This is a genomic window from Streptomyces sp. NPDC008086 (assembly GCF_042957325.1).
GTDB lineage: Bacteria > Actinomycetota > Actinomycetes > Streptomycetales > Streptomycetaceae > Streptomyces.
Genome location: NZ_JBIBIA010000009.1, coordinates 481756 through 497842 on the forward strand (window position 1 = coordinate 481756; position 16087 = coordinate 497842).

Here is a 16087-nt window from a genome sequence, read left to right on the forward strand (position 1 = left end):
CCCCGCGGCACAACTTCAACGCGCTGCCGCGGGTCCGCTCCGAGTCCCCGGCGTTCGACCTGCACCATCCGGCGCACGCGTTGGAGGCTCCGCAGCCCGAGCCAAAGAGCGAGCAAGCAGGCCGTGAGCCGTCCTGATCCTCGCCACGAGCTCGGCCGGCTCCAGGACCTCGAACTCGAAGCCCATCAGCATCACATGGATCACCATCACGTCGAGGCTGCCGGCGCCGGTGCGCAGCAGACAGCTGTCGGGACCGTCCGCCTCCAGCTGCCCGTCCGACGGTGAGATGTGCTCGGCGGCCTGTGCCAGGGGCACCAGCAGCCGGATGACGGCATGCTCGGCGTACGCGCGCGTGGAGACGCCCCGGGAGACGTACGCGGCGAGGTCCTCGGCGGGCGGGGTGCGCGGCGTGCAGCGCGGGCCGTGCGGCGGCCGGGGCGTGATGCGGTCGGCGCGGAACGTCCGCCAGTCCTCGCGGTCGAGGTCCCAGGCGACCAGGTACCAGCGGCGCTCGCTGCACACCAGGCGGTGCGGTTCGACGGTACGGCGGGTGGGGGCGCCCTCGTGGTCGCGGTACTCGAACCTGAGCCGCTCGGAGTCCCGGCACAGGTGGGCCAGCTCGGTCAGCACGGCCGGGTCCACGGCGGAGGGCTGGGGGCCGCGCAGCATCGGCACGGTGAAGGCGTTGAGGGCGCCCACGCGGCGTCGCAGCCGGTTCGGCAGGACCTGCTCCAGCTTGGCGAGGGCCCGTACGGAGGTCTCGCCGATGCCCTCGATGCCGTGGCCCGCGGCGGTGCGCAGCCCTACGGCCACGGCCACCGCCTCGTCGTCGTCCAGCAGCAGGGGTGGCAGCTCGGCGCCGGCGCCCAGTTGGTAGCCGCCGCCGGTGCCGGGGCTGGCGTTGACCGGGTAGCCGAGTTCGCGCAGGCGGTCGACGTCGCGGCGCACTGTGCGGGGCGTGACGCCGAGGCGTTCGGCGAGCTGGGCGCCGGACCATTCCCGGTGGGACTGGAGGAGGGAGAGCAGTCGCAGGAGCCTGGCGGAGGTGTCCAGCATGATCCCAGTCTGCCAGTCGCCTAACGGCTCGGGGGGACGGATATCGCGGGCGGGTGCGGGCTCGTAGGGGTTGATCGCGCGGTTCCCCGCGCCCCCGAGGACGTTGTCGCTAACCGGCATTCGACGCTGAGGTTTCCCTGGCGGGTCCGGTACGGGACCCGGGAGGCCAGGGAGTGCACCTTCATCGCGCCCGGTGCCAGGCGGTGCGGCTCGCCCTCCGTCACACTCGCGTACGCGTCCCAGTGGCCCTCCGGCAGGGCGACGCTGCTGGGCAGGGCGGCGCGCAGGCGGCCGGTGGTGGCAGGCGTCAGCGGAAGGCTGACCTCCTCGTGGCCTTCGCGGTGGCGCAGCACGAGGTGGGCCGCCTCGGTCGTCCCGGCCGCCGTGACGTCGAAGGTCAGTCCGCCGGCCGAATCCGCGATGCAGTCGGCGCGCAGTGGTGCGGCGTGCGACACGGGCGTCATGCGCTGCGGTACCTCCCTGAGCTCGATGCTGGGGCTACTCCCTGTTCTGCTGCGTCAGTTGGACCGGTGACAGGGCCTTATGGTTGCCCGTCACGGCCGGTACGACAGTTGCGGGACGTCGAAGCACGTGGTGTTCATGTCTCCTTGGGAGACCCAGCCCCGGCCGTCCTCCCAGCGGGCCACCGACAGACAGGTGTGGCGGCTTCTGGGCGGTTCGGCCAGCCGCTCGAACCTGACCGGGATCAGCAGGCCGTCGGCGGTGTAGCCCTGGCTGCGGTTCATGAAGCCGTCGACGCACGCGCGCGTGACGCCCTGTTGGGCGCACGACTTCGCCGCGTCCGTGAACCACATGGCCGCCGCCCAGCCCTCCAGTTGCCACTGCGAGTGCGTCTTCAGCCCCTTGGTGGCGTCCCGGAACTCCCGTACGGCGTCCTGCTCCGTGTCCTGGTGGTTGCGGGACGATCCGGTCGCCCACAGGGCGTTGCGGCAGCGCGGGGCGTCCTTGTAGTCGTCGGCGACGGTGGACGTCCAGTTCTGCACGTTGGTGACCTTGGCGGTGACCTCGGCGCCGACGTCGTCCATCGCCTCGCACAGCTGGGCGTTGCCATGTGTGTCGATGGCGTCGAAGACGAGGTCGGCGCCCTGCTCCTTCAGGTCGGCGGCCACCGCGCGGAAGTTGGGCAGCGCGAAGTCGACCTGCTCGGTGACCACCTTGTAGCCCTCGGCCTTCAGTCCCCGCTCGACGAGCCGGGCGTAGGCGACGGACGCGGGCTGGTTGTAGGAGACGACGGCGGCCGTGCGGGCGCCGTGCTCGCGCTTGAAGTAGCGGTAGACCTCGGTGCCGCCGTACTGCCTGCCGTCCCAGCCGGTCGTGCCGTCGCGGGGCGCGAGGCTGCCGTAGATGCCGTACAGGTGCGGGTAGGTGTCGTAGGCGGCCCCGATGGGCTGGCCGCCGATGTCGGGCACGCGGGCGCGTGCGACGCGGGAGGCGCCGGCGTAGTCGAGGGCGGTGGTGGCGACCAGGGCGACGACCTTGTCCTCGTCGATCAGCCGGTGCACGCACTCGTTGTCGCCGACGCCGCTGCCTCCGTCGTCGCACGCGCGGACCTCGACCCGGCGGCCGTCGACGCCGCCGCGCGCGTTGAGGCGGTCGAAGTAGGCCTTGGCGCCGTCGCGCGGGCCGGTGAAGGCGTTGCCGCCGACCGGGCTGGTGGCGCTGGTGATGACGCCGACCCGGATGGGGGTGCGGTCGTCGGCCGGCGCCGGGGAGCCGCCGCGGTCGCGGTGCTCGAAGTCGCTCTCCGGCAGCCTGCTGCCGCACGCCGTGCTCAGAGCCAGCAGCACCACGACGATCGCCGCCTCAGCACCCCGGGACCGGCGACCCATTGCCGCTCAACTGGACCAGCGCGCACAGCGTCTTCACGGACACCTTCCAGGTGCCGTCCTGATCGACGGCGGTCCCGGAGGCGTTCGGCAGGGCGGTCGCGCCCTTCAGGGTCAGGTCGTACGTCACGTTCGCCTCGGTCGGCGAGGTGAACTCGACCTTGGAGACCTTCGCCTCGACCTGCCCGCCGCGCTCGTCACCGCTGAACGCCTCAAGGACCGGTCCCATCCGGTCGCCGTTCTCCAGCACGGCCTGCTTCTCCTTCGTGGAGGTCGCCGGGTCGAAGAACTTCTGCCAGTTCTGCTTGATCTCCGTCTCGGCCCCGCCCACGTCGGGCGGCGCCGTCGCGGCCGGGGTCGTCCGTTCGACGGTCGGTGTCGGCGGGGTCGCCCCGCCGCCGCCTCCCTCGTCGTCGCTGCACGCGGCAAGGGCCGGGGCGAGGAAGAGGAGCAGGGCGGCCACCGGTGCGGCCCCCCGTCCCCTGAATGTGCTGCTCCGCCTGACGTCGCTCCCGAGAACCATCTGGCTCACCACCGGGTGTCGATCCGGGCTGTGCGCGCCCGGTGCTTTCAGGGTCAGCTTGCAGGAGGCATAGTGCAAGCCATTGGCTGACATGGACAGGTACATGCACCAAACCTGATGTGCGTGCACCGAAAACCGACGTGTGGGAGCCAGCGATGCGGACAGCGCGACTGCGGACCGTGCACCCTGTCCTGTGGGCCGGCTGGGCCGCGCTCGCCGTCGGCGCGGTGCTGTGTGTCATCGGCTGGTACGGCGTCTCCGGCGAGCGGTTCGCCGAACGGCAGCTGCCGTATCTCGCGTCCTGCACGGTCCCCGGCGCCGCGCTGATCATCGCCGGTTCGGTGCTGCTGACCCACGGCCGGGGCGCGCTCGCCGCCGCGCGCGTGGAGGAGCTGTACGGCCTGCTGGTGGCCGTGGAGCCGGCCGGCGCCGAGGAGTCGGGTCAGGCGGCCGCGGCGCCGCAGGCGGTCAGCGGGGACCTGCTGATGGTGCCCGGCGGAACCCTCTGGCACCGGGCGGACTGCCCGCTGGTCGCCGGGAAGGCGGAGGCCGTGCCCGTCGACGCGAAACTGGTGCGGAGCGGCGAACTGGGCCCGTGCCCGATCTGTGAGCCCGCCGAAGCGGACGACTGAGGCGGACGCCGATGTCCTCGCTGACCTACGACCTCACGCTGGCCGGCCTGTCGGTCGGCGGCGCCGCCGCGCTCACCGGGATCGGCCTGGTCGTCACCTACCGGGCGACCGGCGTGCTGAACTTCGCGCACGGCGCCATCGCCATGGTGTGCGCGTACGCGCTGCGCGGTTGCGTGGTCGAGTGGGGCTGGCCGCTGTGGGCGGGCGCGACGGTGACACTGCTGGTCCTGGCGCCCGGCATCGGGGTGCTGCTGGAACGGTTCGTCTTCCGGCCGCTGGCCGTCCTGGGCGGCGACCCGGCGCAGACCCTGGTCGCGTCCATCGGCGTGTTCGTGCTGCTGGTGGGCGGCGCGGTGCTGCTCTGGGGCCAGGGGGCGCGGGACGACGCGCCGGAGCTGGTGTCGGCCGATCCCTGGGGTCAGCTGGCGGTGGCCCTGCTGCTGGCGGCCGGCGTCACGGCGGTCGTCCGCTGGACGCGTTTCGGCCGGGAACTGCGTGCCGTGGTGGACGACCGGCAGCTGGCCGTCCTCGGGGGCGTCGACGCGGACCGGGTGGCGGCGGCGGGATGGGCGTTCGGCTCGTTCACCGCGGGCCTGACGGGCGTCCTGCTGGCGCCGTACGTGCGTCTCGACCCGTACGGGATGCCCCTGCTGGTCATGGAGGTCGTCGCGGTCGCGGTGGCCGCCCGGATGCGCAGCCTGCCGGTCGCGGTGCTGACGGCCGTGACGATCGGGGTCGCCCAGAGCCAGCTGACGCGCCTGCACCCGTCCAGCTGGGGCGCCCCCCTCCTCCAAGCCGTCAGCACGAACCTCTTCGTCGTCGCCCTGCTGATCGCGGCCCTGGCCCTCCCCCGGGTCGGCGCCCGCGACGCCCTCCCCCGCACGGCCACCGCGCGCGTACCGACACCTGGGGGCGCCTGGATCGTGGCGCTCGTGCTCTTCCTCCTGCCCCTCGGCTTCGCGGGCTCGGACCTGCATACGTCGGTGCAGGTGCCGGCACTGGCCGTGGTGCTGCTCTCCCTGGTGGTCGTCACGGGCCGCGGGGGCCAGATCTCCCTCGGCCAGGCCGCGTACGCGGGACTCGGCGCCCTGTTCACCGCCCTGCTGGCGGCGGGCCGCTTCCCGGGCCTGCCCCGCCTGCCGGAGCTCGCGGCCCTGGCGCTGGCGGTCGTCCTGGTGGCTCCCCTGGGCCTGCTCACCGGCTGGCCCGCGATCAGCCGCCGGGGCCTGGCGCTGGCGCTGGTGACCTTCGCGGTCGGCGTCGGCGTGAGCCGCTTCGTCTTCGCCCAGCCGTACGCGATCTCGGGCCTGTCCCTGGGCCGCCCGACGGGCTTCGAGGGCGACCGCGCGTACTACGTCCTCGAACTGCTGCTCCTGGGCGCCGCCCTCCTCATGACCTGGCTGCTGCGCGGGGGCCGCATCGGCCGGGCCCTGGCCGCCATGCGCGACCACGAGTCCGGGGCGTCGGCGGCAGGCGTCCAGGTCCCCTCCCTCAAGCTCCTGGCCTTCGTCGTCGGTGCCGCCCTCGCGGCCCTCGGCGGCGGCCTGCTCGGCATGGGCCTGCGCGCCTTCGACCCGTCCGCGTACGACCCCGTCCGCGGCCTCCTCTGGTTCGCCGCGGTCATCGTCCTCGGCGCCGACAGCACCCTGGGCGCCCTGGCCGCCGCAGCCCTCCTGGTCGGCCTCGACGCAGGCACCCGCGGCGGCGTGGCAGCGGCCCTGATCGGCGTCCTGGCAGTACTGGTGGGCCGCTTCCCCGGGGGCCCGTACGAGGCGTGGCGGTCGCGGAGGAGACGGAGGCCGGGCTTGACGGAGGCAGGGGTGAGGGTGCGTCGGCGGTTGCGGCCGGTAGGGCGTGGGGTCACGCAACCGCGGACCTTGACGGGGCTGACAGCGGCAGACGTGGCGAGGACACCCCCCGCTCCGGACGGACTCACAGGCCCCGGCCCGGCAGCGACCCCCCACCGGGCGGCAGCCGCCGGCGGCGCCGAACCCCCACAAGGGCCACCCGCACCCGACGACGAAAGCCGCACGGACGGTGCGGGTGGGACCTCCAACGCGGCCGAAGGCCGCGTGCCCACCCACACCCCCGCCCCCAGAACGAGCACCCTCACCACCCACCACCTCCAGGCCCACTACAACGGCTTCACCGCCCTCAACGACGTAACCGTCACCGTCCCACCCGGCAGGATCACCGCCATCATCGGCCCCAACGGCGCAGGCAAATCAACCCTGTTCCACTGCCTCGCCGGCACCCACCACCCCACCCACGGCCAAGTCCATCTGGGCCCCCACGACATCACCCGCCTCCCCGCACACACCCGCACGCGTCTCGGCATCGCCCGCACCTTCCAGCAACTAGCCGTCTTCCCCTCACTGACCGTCACCGAAAACGTCCGCGTAGGCGCGGAACAGGGAAGAACCCGAGACCCGTCCGCCGTAGAGCGTTCCCTCCGCCTCCTGGGCCTCGACGGCCCCGTGAGAACCCTCCCCGCCGCAGACCTCCCCACCGGCACACTGAGACGCGTAGAACTGGCCAGGGCCCTCGCGGGCAACCCGCGCGTCCTGCTCCTCGACGAACCCACCGCCGGCCTCGACACCGCCGAAGTAGCCGCACTGACCCGCGTCCTGAAGACCCTCGCCGCAGACGGCATGGCCCTGCTGGTCGTCGAACACGACCTGGACCTCGTCGCCGACCTCGCCGACACCGTGCACGTCATGGCTGCGGGCCGCATCGTCGCCTCGGGCCCTCCCGACCGCGTCCTCGACGCGGCGGCCTCCCAGGAGACCCCCGCATGACCACTCCCCCGCCCACGACCAAGATCTCCCTGCGCGACGCGCGCGTGCGCTACGGCCCGTTGGAGGCCCTCCACGGCGTCACCCTCACCGCCCCCGGCCCCGGCCTCACCGTCCTGCTGGGCCGCAACGGCTCCGGCCGTACGACCGCCCTGCGGGCCCTCGCCGGAACCGTGCCCCTGTCCGGCGGCGCGGTGGTCTGGGACGGCACCGACGTGACCCATGTGCCCGCGCACGAGAGGGCCCGCCGCGGACTGTGCCTGGTCCCCGAACGACAGGCGGTGTTCGCCTCCCTCACCGTGCGCGAGCACCTCGAACTCACGGCCGGTTCGTACGACATCGCCCTCGACGCCTATCCCGGCCTCGAACCCCTTCTGGCCCACCGCGCCGGCACCCTGTCCGGCGGCGAGCAACGCATGCTCGCACTCTCCCGCGCCCTGTCGGCACGCGCGCGTGTCGTGCTCGTGGACGAGCCCACACAGGGCATGTCACCCACGGTGGCCGCGCACACGTACAGACTGCTGAGCGAACTCCACGCGTGCGTGGTCGTCGCCGAGCAACGGCTGCCGCCCGTCCTGCACGGCCGGGCGGCTCTCGTCCACGAACTGCGGCGCGGCGCGGTCGTGTTCAGCGGCGAGGCGGGCGAATGGGAGCGCCGTGTCGCGCGCCGAACCGGGTCGAGCCCTTCCGGATGACCACCGTCGCCTTCGCGGTCAGCCGCTCCAGGACACCGGGTGTCCCCAGCTCCATACGGCCCTTGAGCCCGTACCGTCTGGAGCAGTGCGGCCAGGCTCCCCAGCCCTGCGAGGCCACCACCTTCCGGGCGATGGCGATCTGCTGCTGGCGGCTGGCGAGATCGGCGCGCGCGGCGTACCTGCCCCCGCCGAAGCCCTCCCAGGTCTGCTGCGAGAACTGCAGTCCCCCGTAGTGTCCGTTGCCGGTGTTGATGTGCCAGTTCCCGCCGCTCTCGCACTGGGCGACACAGCCCCAGGGCCATTGGTCCTTGGCACACTCGTACGCCACGCGTTTGGGCGGCGGTCCGTAGGCCGGTCGGGGCGCCGTATGGCTTGCGCGTGTCGCATGTGTGGCGCGCGCAGTGTGTGTCGCGTGCGTGGCGTGCGACGGACGCGTCACCTGCGTGGCGTTCGGCGCGTGCGTGGCGTTCGACGTTCCCGGGGCCACGGCGGTGAACAGGGCGGCGGCCAGGACGATCTTGAGCGGTGTGCATTTCATATGAGCACGCTAGGCAGCTTATTGCGACCTTCCGGGGCGGCGCGTCCGACGGACGCGGGTGCCCCACCCGGTCGGCGGACCAGGCGGGGCACGGTGCCCTGGGCAGGGAGCGACACTCAGAGTTCGAGACGCTGCCCGGGCACGATCAGGTGGGGATCAGTGCCGATGACGGACTTGTTGACGGTGTAGAGCTGCCGCCAGGTGGTCCCGTGGCGGGCGGCGATGCCGCTCAGCGTGTCGCCCGCACGGACGGTGTAGTCGCCGCGGGACGCGCTGCGGTTGGTGTGCCCCGCCGAACGCTCCGGCGTCGGTGCGGAAGCGGACGGGGCCGCCTCGGTCGCGGAGGGCGCCGATCCCGCGGCGGAGGCCGCGGGTGCGCTCCCGGACGCTCCGGCCCGGGCCGAACAGGTCGGCCACGCGCCCCATCCCTGGGCGCGCTGCACCTTGGTGGCCACGGCGATCTGCTGGTCCTTGCTCGCCCGGTCGGCCGTCGGCGCGTAGGCCGTGCCGCCGTAGGCGCGCCAGGTGGATGCGGCGAACTGCAGTCCACCGTAGTAGCCGTTGCCGGTGTTGATGTGCCAGTTGCCGCCGCTCTCGCACTGGGCGATGCGGTCCCACACTGCGCTGTCCGCCGCTGCGGCGTTGCCGGTCGCGGCCAGCAGCCCGAGCGGAGCGAGCAGTGCCGCTCCGGCGAGGACCGCCGTCGTACGGGTCCGGTTCCCGTTCGGAGCCGAAGCCTTCGGCGCCTTGCGAGTGTTGTCGCGCGTGTTATCGGCACATTCGGACATGTAGTTCCCTCTCGAAGCGCTCGGGGTCCCCCAAGGCTGGGCGCCGCTCACCACGCCATGGGGCGGGTGAGCGACGCTGCCCCGTCCGCCGGAGGTGGTGCTGTGCGCTGGCTGGTGCGGTTCGGCGGACGTACCCGAGCGGTGCTCGTTGCACACGGCCGAGGAATCTAGGGACAGCGGCCGGTCGGCATCAACCAACTCCTTGTCGTTCCAGGCCAGTTCGCCGTTACCCCAGGTATCGGCGATTTTCGGCCACCCACTTCATTCGCTGATTTCAGGATTTGTCGACCACCCCCTCCGACGATCTGTGACACACCCCACGCAACCAACTTCCTTGGATTTCCGAGGAGTTGACCGTGAGTGGGCGATTCCGCACCGGGCGTGACGGTGCGCGATGGATGGTTCGATTCCGTTCGCCGTGGTGCGTGACTCCCGCCACAGATCGTCCGTTGTCTTCTTCATGAGCCCGGGACCCGCCCGGTTCACGGGCCGGGAGCCACCCGGTCCCGCCACGCCACATCCCGAGGGAGCCCCCCGTGCCGCGCATGCTCGACGTCAGCGACGAGGTACGTGCCGAGATCGGCGACGAAGAGGCCGACCGGCTGCTCGCCGGAGAGAACGCCCCGGGCAGTTACGACTGCACCTCCTGCCGCACCCCGGGCGACTCCGAACAGGAGCGCACCAGCACCGTCCTGTTCATCGGGGACGAGACCGCCGTGCTCGCCTTCGCCCACGCCACCTGCCTGCCCTCCCAGGTCGTCCAGGTCACCGAGGAGCAGTTGCGGGGCGCGGTGAAGTCCATCACCGGCGACCGCGTCGACCTGGAGCCGGAGACGATCGTCCCGGAGCAGGCCGTGCTCGGCGTGACCAGCGGGCTGGTGCTGATCGCCGGGGAGCTGCACCCCGCCCTGGTCGTGGAGCCGACCGGGCCCATCGTGCGCCCCGGGGCGGTCGACGCCGGGGACGACTTCCTGCCGCTGCTCATCGAGCAGGGGTTCATGCCGGTGACGGAGCTGGCCGACGTGCCGCCGGTGCTGCACGGCTGGTCGGTGCTGCTGGCGATGGGGCAGCTGCACGCGGTGCTGCAGCCGGGGCCGAACGGGAGCCAGCCGGTCGCCTGGTGGCAGGCGCATCAGCCGCTTCAGGTGACCGACGGCTGGCGGGCCGCCGCGAACAAGCACCAGCAGGTGTTGATGTTCGCCGCGCCCGTGGGGTCCATCGGGCGCCAGCCCCGGGAGGATCTGCTGCGGGACGCGCTGGACAAGGCGGCGGCGAACGGGAAGTTGGTGGGAGCTGCGTTGCCGCTCGCGGGGACGTGATCGCGCCCACGACACGGCGCCGCGCCCCTAAAGGCCCTGCCTGACCGCATCTCATGAGGCCCGGGGTCGTTTGGACATACGTGCATGCATACGACGTTCCCCGCCACCAGGGCAGTCCCTCGCCCACGCCGATCTACGACGCGCTCTACGCCGAGTACGTCAAGTCCTTCCGTTCGCTGCCGGGTGATCGCAGCGGTGAGGAGGACCTGGGGTTCGTCGCGTTCGGGAACATCCAGCGCAGTACCGGCACGTACGGCGGCCATCGCCCGGGGTCGTTCAGCAGTTCGTACAGCGCCTACAGCGCGGGGGCCCACAGCGCCCGGCACGGCAACAGCCAGCAGCCGCAGTGGCAGCGCGTCGGGCACATCGGTTCGCAGGGCACGGGAATGCACCACGTCCCGGCCGCGCTGCCGCCGGCCCGCAGAGGCTGAACGGAACTGCGGCTGAACATGACTGAAGGGCGGCCCTCACCGGGCCGCCCTTCAGTCATGTCGGCTGCTGCCGCTCGCCGCTACTTCTTCTTGCCGCGCTTCTCCCGCACCCGCACGGAGATATGGATCGGCGTGCCCTCGAAGCCGAACTCCTCGCGCAGCCGGCGTTCGATGAAGCGGCGGTAGCCCGCCTCGATGAAGCCGGAGGCGAAGAGGACGAACCGCGGCGGCTTGGTGCCGGCCTGGGTGCCGAAGAGGATGCGCGGCTGCTTGCCGCCCCGGATCGGGTGCGGGTGGGCGGCGACCAGCTCGCCGAGGAAGGCGTTGAGGCGGCCCGTCGGGACACGGGTCTCCCAGCCGGCGAGGGCGGTCTCGATCGCGGGGACCAGCTTCTCCATGTGCCGGCCGGTACGTGCGGAGACGTTGACCCGCGGCGCCCAGGCGACCTGGCCGAACTCGGTCTCGATCTCCCGCTCCAGGTAGTAGCGGCGCTCCTCGTCGAGGGTGTCCCACTTGTTGTAGGCGATGACCATCGCGCGTCCGGCCTCGACGGCCATCGTCACGATCCGCTGGTCCTGGACCGAGATGGACTCGGCGGCGTCGATCAGGATGACCGCCACCTCGGCCTTCTCGACGGCGGCCGCGGTGCGCAGCGAGGCGTAGTAGTCCGCGCCCTGCTGGAGGTGGACGCGCTTGCGGATGCCGGCCGTGTCGACGAACTTCCAGGTGACGCCGCCCAGTTCGATGAGCTCGTCGACCGGGTCACGGGTGGTGCCGGCCAGTTCGTTGACGACGACGCGCTCCTCGCCCGCCACCTTGTTGAGCAGGGAGGACTTGCCGACGTTCGGGCGGCCGATGAGCGCGATACGGCGCGGGCCGCCGACCCCGGCGCCGCCGAAGGTCTGCGCGGGGGCGTCCGGCAGCGCCTCCAGGACGGCGTCCAGCATGTCGCCGGTGCCGCGGCCGTGCAGGGCGGACACGGGGTGCGGCTCGCCGAGACCGAGCGACCACAGGTACGTGGCGTCGGCCTCACCGCTGGGTCCGTCGACCTTGTTGGCGGCCAGCACCACGGGCTTGCCGGCCTTGCGCAGCAGTCGTACGACCGCCTCGTCGGTGTCGGTGGCGCCGACCTTGGCGTCGACGACGAACACGACGGCGTCGGCGGCCTCGATGGCGTACTCGGCCTGCGCGGCCACGGAGGCGTCGATGCCGAGGACGTCCTGCTCCCAGCCGCCGGTGTCGACGACCTTGAAGCGGCGCCCGGCCCACTCGGCCTCGTAGGTCACGCGGTCGCGGGTGACGCCGGGCTTGTCCTCGACGACGGCCTCGCGGCGCCCGATGATCCGGTTGACGAGAGTCGACTTGCCGACATTGGGCCGTCCGACGACGGCGAGCACGGGAAGCGGACCGTGACCGGCCGCTTCGATCGCGCCCTCGACGTCCTCGAGGTCGAAGCCCTCTTCCGCGGCGAGCTCCATGAACTCCGCGTACTCGGCATCGCCAAGCTCTCCGTGGTCGTGCTCTTCGAGCGAGCCCTCGGAGTGGATGTGGTCGTTCATGAAGTCCGTACCTCGTCGTTCATCGTGGTGATCGGTGGAACACCGGGTGTCCCCCGGCCGATCCACTACTCAGTCAGTCCAGTGTCGCCCGGCGACCGGTCAGCCGCCTGGCGTTTTCCAGGTGCGCGGCGAGCTGCTTCTGGATGCGCTCGGTCGCCTCGTCCAGGGCCTTGCGCGTACGTCGTCCGCTGCCGTCGCCCGCCTCGAAGGGGTCGCCGAAGACGACGTCGACACGGCTGCGCAGCGGAGGCAGCCCCTTCATCAACCGTCCCCGCTTCTCGGAACTTCCCAGCACGGCGACCGGGACGATGGGCGCCCCGCTGCGCACGGCGAAGTAGGCGAGCCCGGCACGCAGGGAGGCGAAGTCGCCCTCGCCGCGGGTGCCCTCCGGGAAGATCCCGAGGACACCGCCGGCCGACAGGACGTCGAGGGCCCGGGTGATCGCCGTACGGTCGGTGGTCTCGCGGTCCACCTTCAGCTGGCCGATCCCGGTCAGGAACGGGTCCAGCGGGCCGACGAACGCCTCCTTCTTGATCAGGAAGTGCGTCGGCCGGGGCGCCACGCCCATGACCATCGGGCCGTCTATGTTGTGCGAGTGGTTGACGGCGAAGATCACCGGACCGCTCGCGGGCACCTTCCAGGCGCCGAGCACGCGCGGCTTCCACAGCCCGTACATCAGGCCGACGCCGATCCTCCGCCCGACCTCGGCGCCCCGCTCCGAAGCCTGTGTCACTTCCCCGCCCGCTTCTCCTCGACGAGCGTGACGACGCACTCGATGACCTGCGGCAGGGTGAGCTCGGTGGTGTCCACCTCGACCGCGTCGTCGGCCTTGGCGAGCGGCGAGGTCTTGCGGCTGGAGTCGGCCGCGTCCCGCTTGATCAGCGCCTCCCGGGTCGCGTTGACGTCGGCACCCTTCAGCTCACCGCTGCGGCGGGCGGCGCGGGCCTCCGGGGAGGCGGTGAGGAAGATCTTCAGGTCGGCGTCGGGCAGCACGGTCGTGCCGATGTCACGGCCCTCGACGACCATGCCGATCTCCGCGGACCTGGCCAGGGAGCGCTGCAGCTCGGTGATCCGTGCCCGCACCTCCGGCACGGCACTGACCGCGCTGACCTTGGAGGTGACCTCCTGGGTGCGGATCGGCCCGCCCACGTCGGTGCCGTCCACCGTGATCGTCGGGTTGCCCGGCTCGGTGCCGGAGACGATCTCGGGCTTGCCTGCCACGGCGGCGATGGCGGACGGGTCCTCGATGTCGATCCCGTTGGTCACCATCCACCAGGTGATCGCCCGGTACTGGGCACCGGTGTCCAGGTAGCTCAGCCCCAGCTGCGCGGCAACGGCCTTCGACGTGCTCGACTTGCCCGTGCCGGAGGGGCCGTCGATGGCGACAATCACGGGCTTGGCGGCACCGTTTTCCACGGGGGGACACCTTCCAGATGCGGTGTGACGGGAGTGCGGGGACGCGAGGGCGCCCCGCACAAGGTTACTGGGTTCAACTCACTCGTCCGGCCGCCCAGGGTTCGCCCCCGCCGCCCCTACCCGTCCCCTCCTTCTGGGGCTCCGCCCCAGAACCCGCTCCTCAAACGCCGGAGGGGCTGAGTACTTCAGCCCGTCCGGCGTTTGAGGACGAGGCCCGAAGGGCCGATTGCGGGGGTCTGGGGGCGCAGCCCCCAGGGATGGGACGGGTAGGGGCGGCGGGGGCGGGAATCCGCTACTGCCGGATGGCCCAGCCCCGCTCCCGCAACGACGCCGACAGGACGGGCGCTGCCTTGGGCTCCACCATCAGCTGCACCAGACCGGCCTGCTGCCCCGTCGCATGCTCGATCCGCACGTCCTCGATGTTGACCCCGGCCCGCCCGGCATCCGCGAAGATCCGAGCCAGCTGCCCCGGCTGGTCGTCGATGAGCACGGCGACCACCTCGTAGACCCGCGGAGCGGCCCCGTGCTTGCCGGGCACCCGCACCTGCCCCGCGTTCCCCCGCCGCAGCACGCCCTCGATACCGGCCGTCCCCTCCACTCGCTTGTCCTCGTCGGAGGACTGCAGGGCCCGCAGCGCCCGCACCGTCTCCTCGAGGTCGGCGGCGACATCCGTGAGCAGGTCGGCGACGGGCCCGGGGTTCGCGGAGAGGATGTCGATCCACATCCCGGGATCGGACGCCGCGATCCGCGTCACATCACGGATGCCCTGACCGCACAGCCGTACGGCCGCCTCCTCGGCGTTCTCCAGCCGCGCGGCGACCATGCTGGACACCAGATGCGGCATGTGGGACACGAGCGCGACCGCGCGGTCGTGGGCGTCGGCGTCCATCACGACCGGCACGGCGCGGCAGTGCGAGACCAGCTCCAGGGCGAGGTTCAGCACCTCGGTGTCGGTGTCCCGGGTCGGCGTCAGCACCCAGGGCCGCCCCTCGAAGAGGTCGCCCGTCGCGGCCAGCGGACCGGACTTCTCACGGCCCGACATGGGATGCGTGCCGATGTACGACGACAGGTCGAGCCCGAGCGCCTCCAGCTCACGGCGCGGCCCGCCCTTGACGCTGGCCACGTCGAGGTAGCCGCGGGCCGCGCCCCGGCGCATGACGTCGGCGAGTACGCCGGCCACGTGCGCGGGCGGGGCGGCGACGATCGCGAGGTCCACGGGGCCCTCGGGCGCCTCGTCCGTTCCCGCGCCGAGCGCGGCGGCCGTCCGGGCCTGCTCGGGGTCGTGGTCGGCGAGGTGGACGGTGACGCCCCGCCCGGCCAGCGCGAGGGCGGCGGACGTACCGATGAGGCCGGTGCCGATGACGAGTGCGGTTCTCACTGGGCGATGTCCTTGCGCAGGGCGGCCGCGGCGCCGAGGTAGACGTGCGCGATGTCGGCGCGGGGCTTGTCGGACTCGATGTGCGCGAGGACCCGTACGACCCGGGGCATGGCGCCCTCGATGTCCAGTTCCTGGGCGCAGATCAGGGGTACGTCGGCGAAGCCGCTGCCGAGCTTGCGGGCGGCGGCCGCCGGGAAGTCGCTGTGCAGGTCGGGCGTGGCCGTGAACCAGACGCTGATCAGGTCGTCCGCGGTGAGGTCGTTCCGCTCAAGGATCGCGGTGAGCAGGGCACCGACCTGCTCGTCCATGTGGCCGGCCTCGTCCCGCTCCAGTTGGACGGCCCCCCGGACCGCTCGTACCGCCACGGCGCTGCTCCTTGCTGACGTACGGATCACTGTTCGGCTGTCCAGCCTAGTCAGCCCGGGTGAGCCTGACCCGTCTCGCCCGCCCGCTGAGACAGCCCGCCCCGCCGGCCGGATGCACGAGACGCGCGTTTTCCTGCACTCTGCCCCAGGTTGCTTCTTCTTCGGTGCTTTCAGTGCAAGGATGCTGTTGCTCCGCTCGGAGCGACTTCCCGGCGCCCTCTGGTTCCTCCGCCCCCCGGGTTCTTCCGCCCTCTGGTTCTTCCGCACTTTCGGAGTGACGACATGACCTACCGTCCGACGCGGCGCACGATCCTCATCGCGACGGGCGCGACAGGCGCGACGGCGCTCGTCGCGGGCTGTGGCGATTCCGACGGCAACGGCGACTCCGTCTCGACCTCCACCACCTCCCCCGGCCAGGACGACCAGGACGGTCAGACCGGCCAGGAAGGCAAGGAGCTGGGCACCACGTCCGAGATCCCGGTGGGCGGCGGCAAGATCTTCGCCGACGACAAGGTGGTGGTGACCCAGCCGGAGACCGGCCAGTTCAAGGGGTTCTCCGCCATCTGCACGCATCAGCAGTGCACGGTCGCGACGGTCGCGGACGGCACGATCAACTGCCCGTGCCACGGCAGCAAGTTCAACATCACGGACGGCTCGGTGGCCCATCCGCCGGCGACGCGTCCGCTGCCCGAGAAGAAGATCACCGTGGACGGAAATTCGATCCGCCTGGTCTGATCCGCCGCGT

At 72.1% G+C, this 16087-nt stretch carries 17 protein-coding genes and 1 pseudogene; 7 read left to right on the forward strand and 11 right to left on the reverse strand.

The genetic code is table 11. The features are described from left to right. Positions 1–15: 15 nt before the first annotated feature. The 4 genes from ACFZBP_RS32165 to ACFZBP_RS32180 all read right to left on the reverse strand — a co-directional run bounded on the left by ACFZBP_RS32165 (position 16) and on the right by ACFZBP_RS32180 (position 3426). Positions 16–1056 (reverse strand): helix-turn-helix transcriptional regulator, encoded by a 1041-nt coding sequence (locus tag ACFZBP_RS32165; RefSeq protein ID WP_383449914.1) that lies wholly within the window; start codon positions 1054–1056, stop codon positions 16–18. 20 nt (positions 1057–1076) lie between these two features. Continuing rightward, positions 1077–1520, reverse strand: a complete 444-nt coding sequence (locus ACFZBP_RS32170) for a hypothetical protein (RefSeq protein ID WP_391418159.1) — start codon at positions 1518–1520, stop codon at positions 1077–1079. A 90-nt stretch (positions 1521–1610) separates the two neighbouring features. Next, positions 1611–2906 carry an ABC transporter substrate-binding protein gene (locus ACFZBP_RS32175; RefSeq protein WP_391418162.1) on the reverse strand — a complete coding sequence of 432 codons (1296 nt, stop codon included), beginning with the start codon at positions 2904–2906 and terminating at the stop codon, positions 1611–1613. Then, complete coding sequence (locus ACFZBP_RS32180; RefSeq protein ID WP_391418164.1) at positions 2881–3426, reverse strand: hypothetical protein; 546 nt, start codon at positions 3424–3426, stop codon at positions 2881–2883. Before ACFZBP_RS32180 ends, ACFZBP_RS32175 begins: the two co-directional genes overlap by 26 nt. 155 nt (positions 3427–3581) lie before the next feature. Here ACFZBP_RS32180 and ACFZBP_RS32185 point away from each other — a divergent pair, with 155 nt between their 5' ends. The 3 genes from ACFZBP_RS32185 to ACFZBP_RS32195 are packed head-to-tail and all read left to right on the forward strand — an operon-like array spanning position 3582 to position 7548. Beyond that, positions 3582–4058, forward strand: a complete 477-nt coding sequence (locus tag ACFZBP_RS32185) for a hypothetical protein (RefSeq protein ID WP_383449910.1) — start codon at positions 3582–3584, stop codon at positions 4056–4058. An 11-nt stretch (positions 4059–4069) separates the two neighbouring features. Further along, positions 4070–6856, forward strand: a complete 2787-nt coding sequence (locus ACFZBP_RS32190) for an ATP-binding cassette domain-containing protein (RefSeq protein ID WP_391418168.1) — start codon at positions 4070–4072, stop codon at positions 6854–6856. After that, complete coding sequence (locus tag ACFZBP_RS32195; protein ID WP_391418173.1) at positions 6853–7548, forward strand: ATP-binding cassette domain-containing protein; 696 nt, start codon at positions 6853–6855, stop codon at positions 7546–7548. Before ACFZBP_RS32190 ends, ACFZBP_RS32195 begins: the two co-directional genes overlap by 4 nt. Here ACFZBP_RS32195 and ACFZBP_RS32200 read toward each other — a convergent pair. Then, positions 7481–8086 carry a transglycosylase family protein gene (locus ACFZBP_RS32200; protein ID WP_391418177.1) on the reverse strand — a complete coding sequence of 202 codons (606 nt, stop codon included), beginning with the start codon at positions 8084–8086 and terminating at the stop codon, positions 7481–7483. The two genes, ACFZBP_RS32195 and ACFZBP_RS32200, sit on opposite strands and share 68 nt — an antisense overlap. Positions 8087–8202: 116 nt before the next feature. Beyond that, positions 8203–8874, reverse strand: a complete 672-nt coding sequence (locus tag ACFZBP_RS32205) for a transglycosylase family protein (protein ID WP_391418180.1) — start codon at positions 8872–8874, stop codon at positions 8203–8205. 536 nt (positions 8875–9410) lie between these two features. Between ACFZBP_RS32205 and ACFZBP_RS32210 the strand changes: the two genes are divergently transcribed. Together ACFZBP_RS32210 and ACFZBP_RS32215 are read left to right on the forward strand one after the other, a co-directional pair. Further along, a complete protein-coding gene (locus ACFZBP_RS32210) occupies positions 9411–10193 on the forward strand; it encodes a hypothetical protein (RefSeq protein ID WP_391418182.1) in 783 nt (260 codons plus the stop codon). Between the two features lie 80 nt (positions 10194–10273). After that, positions 10274–10624, forward strand: coding sequence for a hypothetical protein (locus tag ACFZBP_RS32215; RefSeq protein WP_383449904.1), 351 nt, complete (start codon positions 10274–10276; stop codon positions 10622–10624). A gap of 80 nt (positions 10625–10704) precedes the next feature. On the opposite strand, the gene der is transcribed toward ACFZBP_RS32215, so the two are convergent. The 5 genes from der to aroH all read right to left on the reverse strand — a co-directional run bounded on the left by der (position 10705) and on the right by aroH (position 15342). After that, positions 10705–12183, reverse strand: coding sequence for a ribosome biogenesis GTPase Der (der, locus tag ACFZBP_RS32220; RefSeq protein WP_391418186.1), 1479 nt, complete (start codon positions 12181–12183; stop codon positions 10705–10707). 73 nt (positions 12184–12256) lie between these two features. Further along, the gene (locus tag ACFZBP_RS32225) at positions 12257–12859 is read right to left on the reverse strand and encodes a 1-acyl-sn-glycerol-3-phosphate acyltransferase (protein ID WP_391418294.1); all 603 of its coding nucleotides are present in this window, start codon (positions 12857–12859) and stop codon (positions 12257–12259) included. 53 nt (positions 12860–12912) lie between these two features. Next, positions 12913–13599: a (d)CMP kinase gene (gene cmk / locus ACFZBP_RS32230; protein WP_383449902.1), complete on the reverse strand. Its 687-nt coding sequence runs from the start codon at positions 13597–13599 to the stop codon at positions 12913–12915. Positions 13600–13891: 292 nt separating this feature from the next. Next, positions 13892–14977, reverse strand: a complete 1086-nt coding sequence (locus ACFZBP_RS32235; RefSeq protein ID WP_383449901.1) for a prephenate dehydrogenase — start codon at positions 14975–14977, stop codon at positions 13892–13894. Then, a complete protein-coding gene (gene aroH, locus ACFZBP_RS32240; RefSeq protein WP_062724417.1) occupies positions 14974–15342 on the reverse strand; it encodes a chorismate mutase in 369 nt (122 codons plus the stop codon). Before aroH ends, ACFZBP_RS32235 begins: the two co-directional genes overlap by 4 nt. Positions 15343–15457: 115 nt before the next feature. Between aroH and ACFZBP_RS32245 the strand changes: the two are divergent. After that, positions 15458–15628 (forward strand): annotated as a pseudogene (locus ACFZBP_RS32245) (DUF6529 family protein); the annotation flags it as partial. Beyond that, positions 15625–16077, forward strand: coding sequence for a Rieske 2Fe-2S domain-containing protein (locus ACFZBP_RS32250; RefSeq protein ID WP_391418193.1), 453 nt, complete (start codon positions 15625–15627; stop codon positions 16075–16077). The pseudogene ACFZBP_RS32245 and the gene ACFZBP_RS32250, both read left to right, overlap by 4 nt. The last annotated feature ends 10 nt before the right edge of the window (positions 16078–16087 follow it).

Coding starts and splice junctions, on each gene's coding strand:
- ACFZBP_RS32165 (WP_383449914.1), bottom strand. CDS start 1,056: ATGCTGGACACCTCCGCCAGGCTCCTGCGACTGCTCTCCCTCCTCCAG.
- ACFZBP_RS32170 (WP_391418159.1), bottom strand. CDS start 1,520: ATGACGCCCGTGTCGCACGCCGCACCACTGCGCGCCGACTGCATCGCG.
- ACFZBP_RS32175 (WP_391418162.1), bottom strand. CDS start 2,906: ATGGGTCGCCGGTCCCGGGGTGCTGAGGCGGCGATCGTCGTGGTGCTG.
- ACFZBP_RS32180 (WP_391418164.1), bottom strand. CDS start 3,426: ATGGTTCTCGGGAGCGACGTCAGGCGGAGCAGCACATTCAGGGGACGG.
- ACFZBP_RS32185 (WP_383449910.1), top strand. CDS start 3,582: ATGCGGACAGCGCGACTGCGGACCGTGCACCCTGTCCTGTGGGCCGGC.
- ACFZBP_RS32190 (WP_391418168.1), top strand. CDS start 4,070: ATGTCCTCGCTGACCTACGACCTCACGCTGGCCGGCCTGTCGGTCGGC.
- ACFZBP_RS32195 (WP_391418173.1), top strand. CDS start 6,853: ATGACCACTCCCCCGCCCACGACCAAGATCTCCCTGCGCGACGCGCGC.
- ACFZBP_RS32200 (WP_391418177.1), bottom strand. CDS start 8,086: ATGAAATGCACACCGCTCAAGATCGTCCTGGCCGCCGCCCTGTTCACC.
- ACFZBP_RS32205 (WP_391418180.1), bottom strand. CDS start 8,874: ATGTCCGAATGTGCCGATAACACGCGCGACAACACTCGCAAGGCGCCG.
- der (WP_391418186.1), bottom strand. CDS start 12,183: ATGAACGACCACATCCACTCCGAGGGCTCGCTCGAAGAGCACGACCAC.
- ACFZBP_RS32225 (WP_391418294.1), bottom strand. CDS start 12,859: ATGTACGGGCTGTGGAAGCCGCGCGTGCTCGGCGCCTGGAAGGTGCCC.
- ACFZBP_RS32250 (WP_391418193.1), top strand. CDS start 15,625: ATGACCTACCGTCCGACGCGGCGCACGATCCTCATCGCGACGGGCGCG.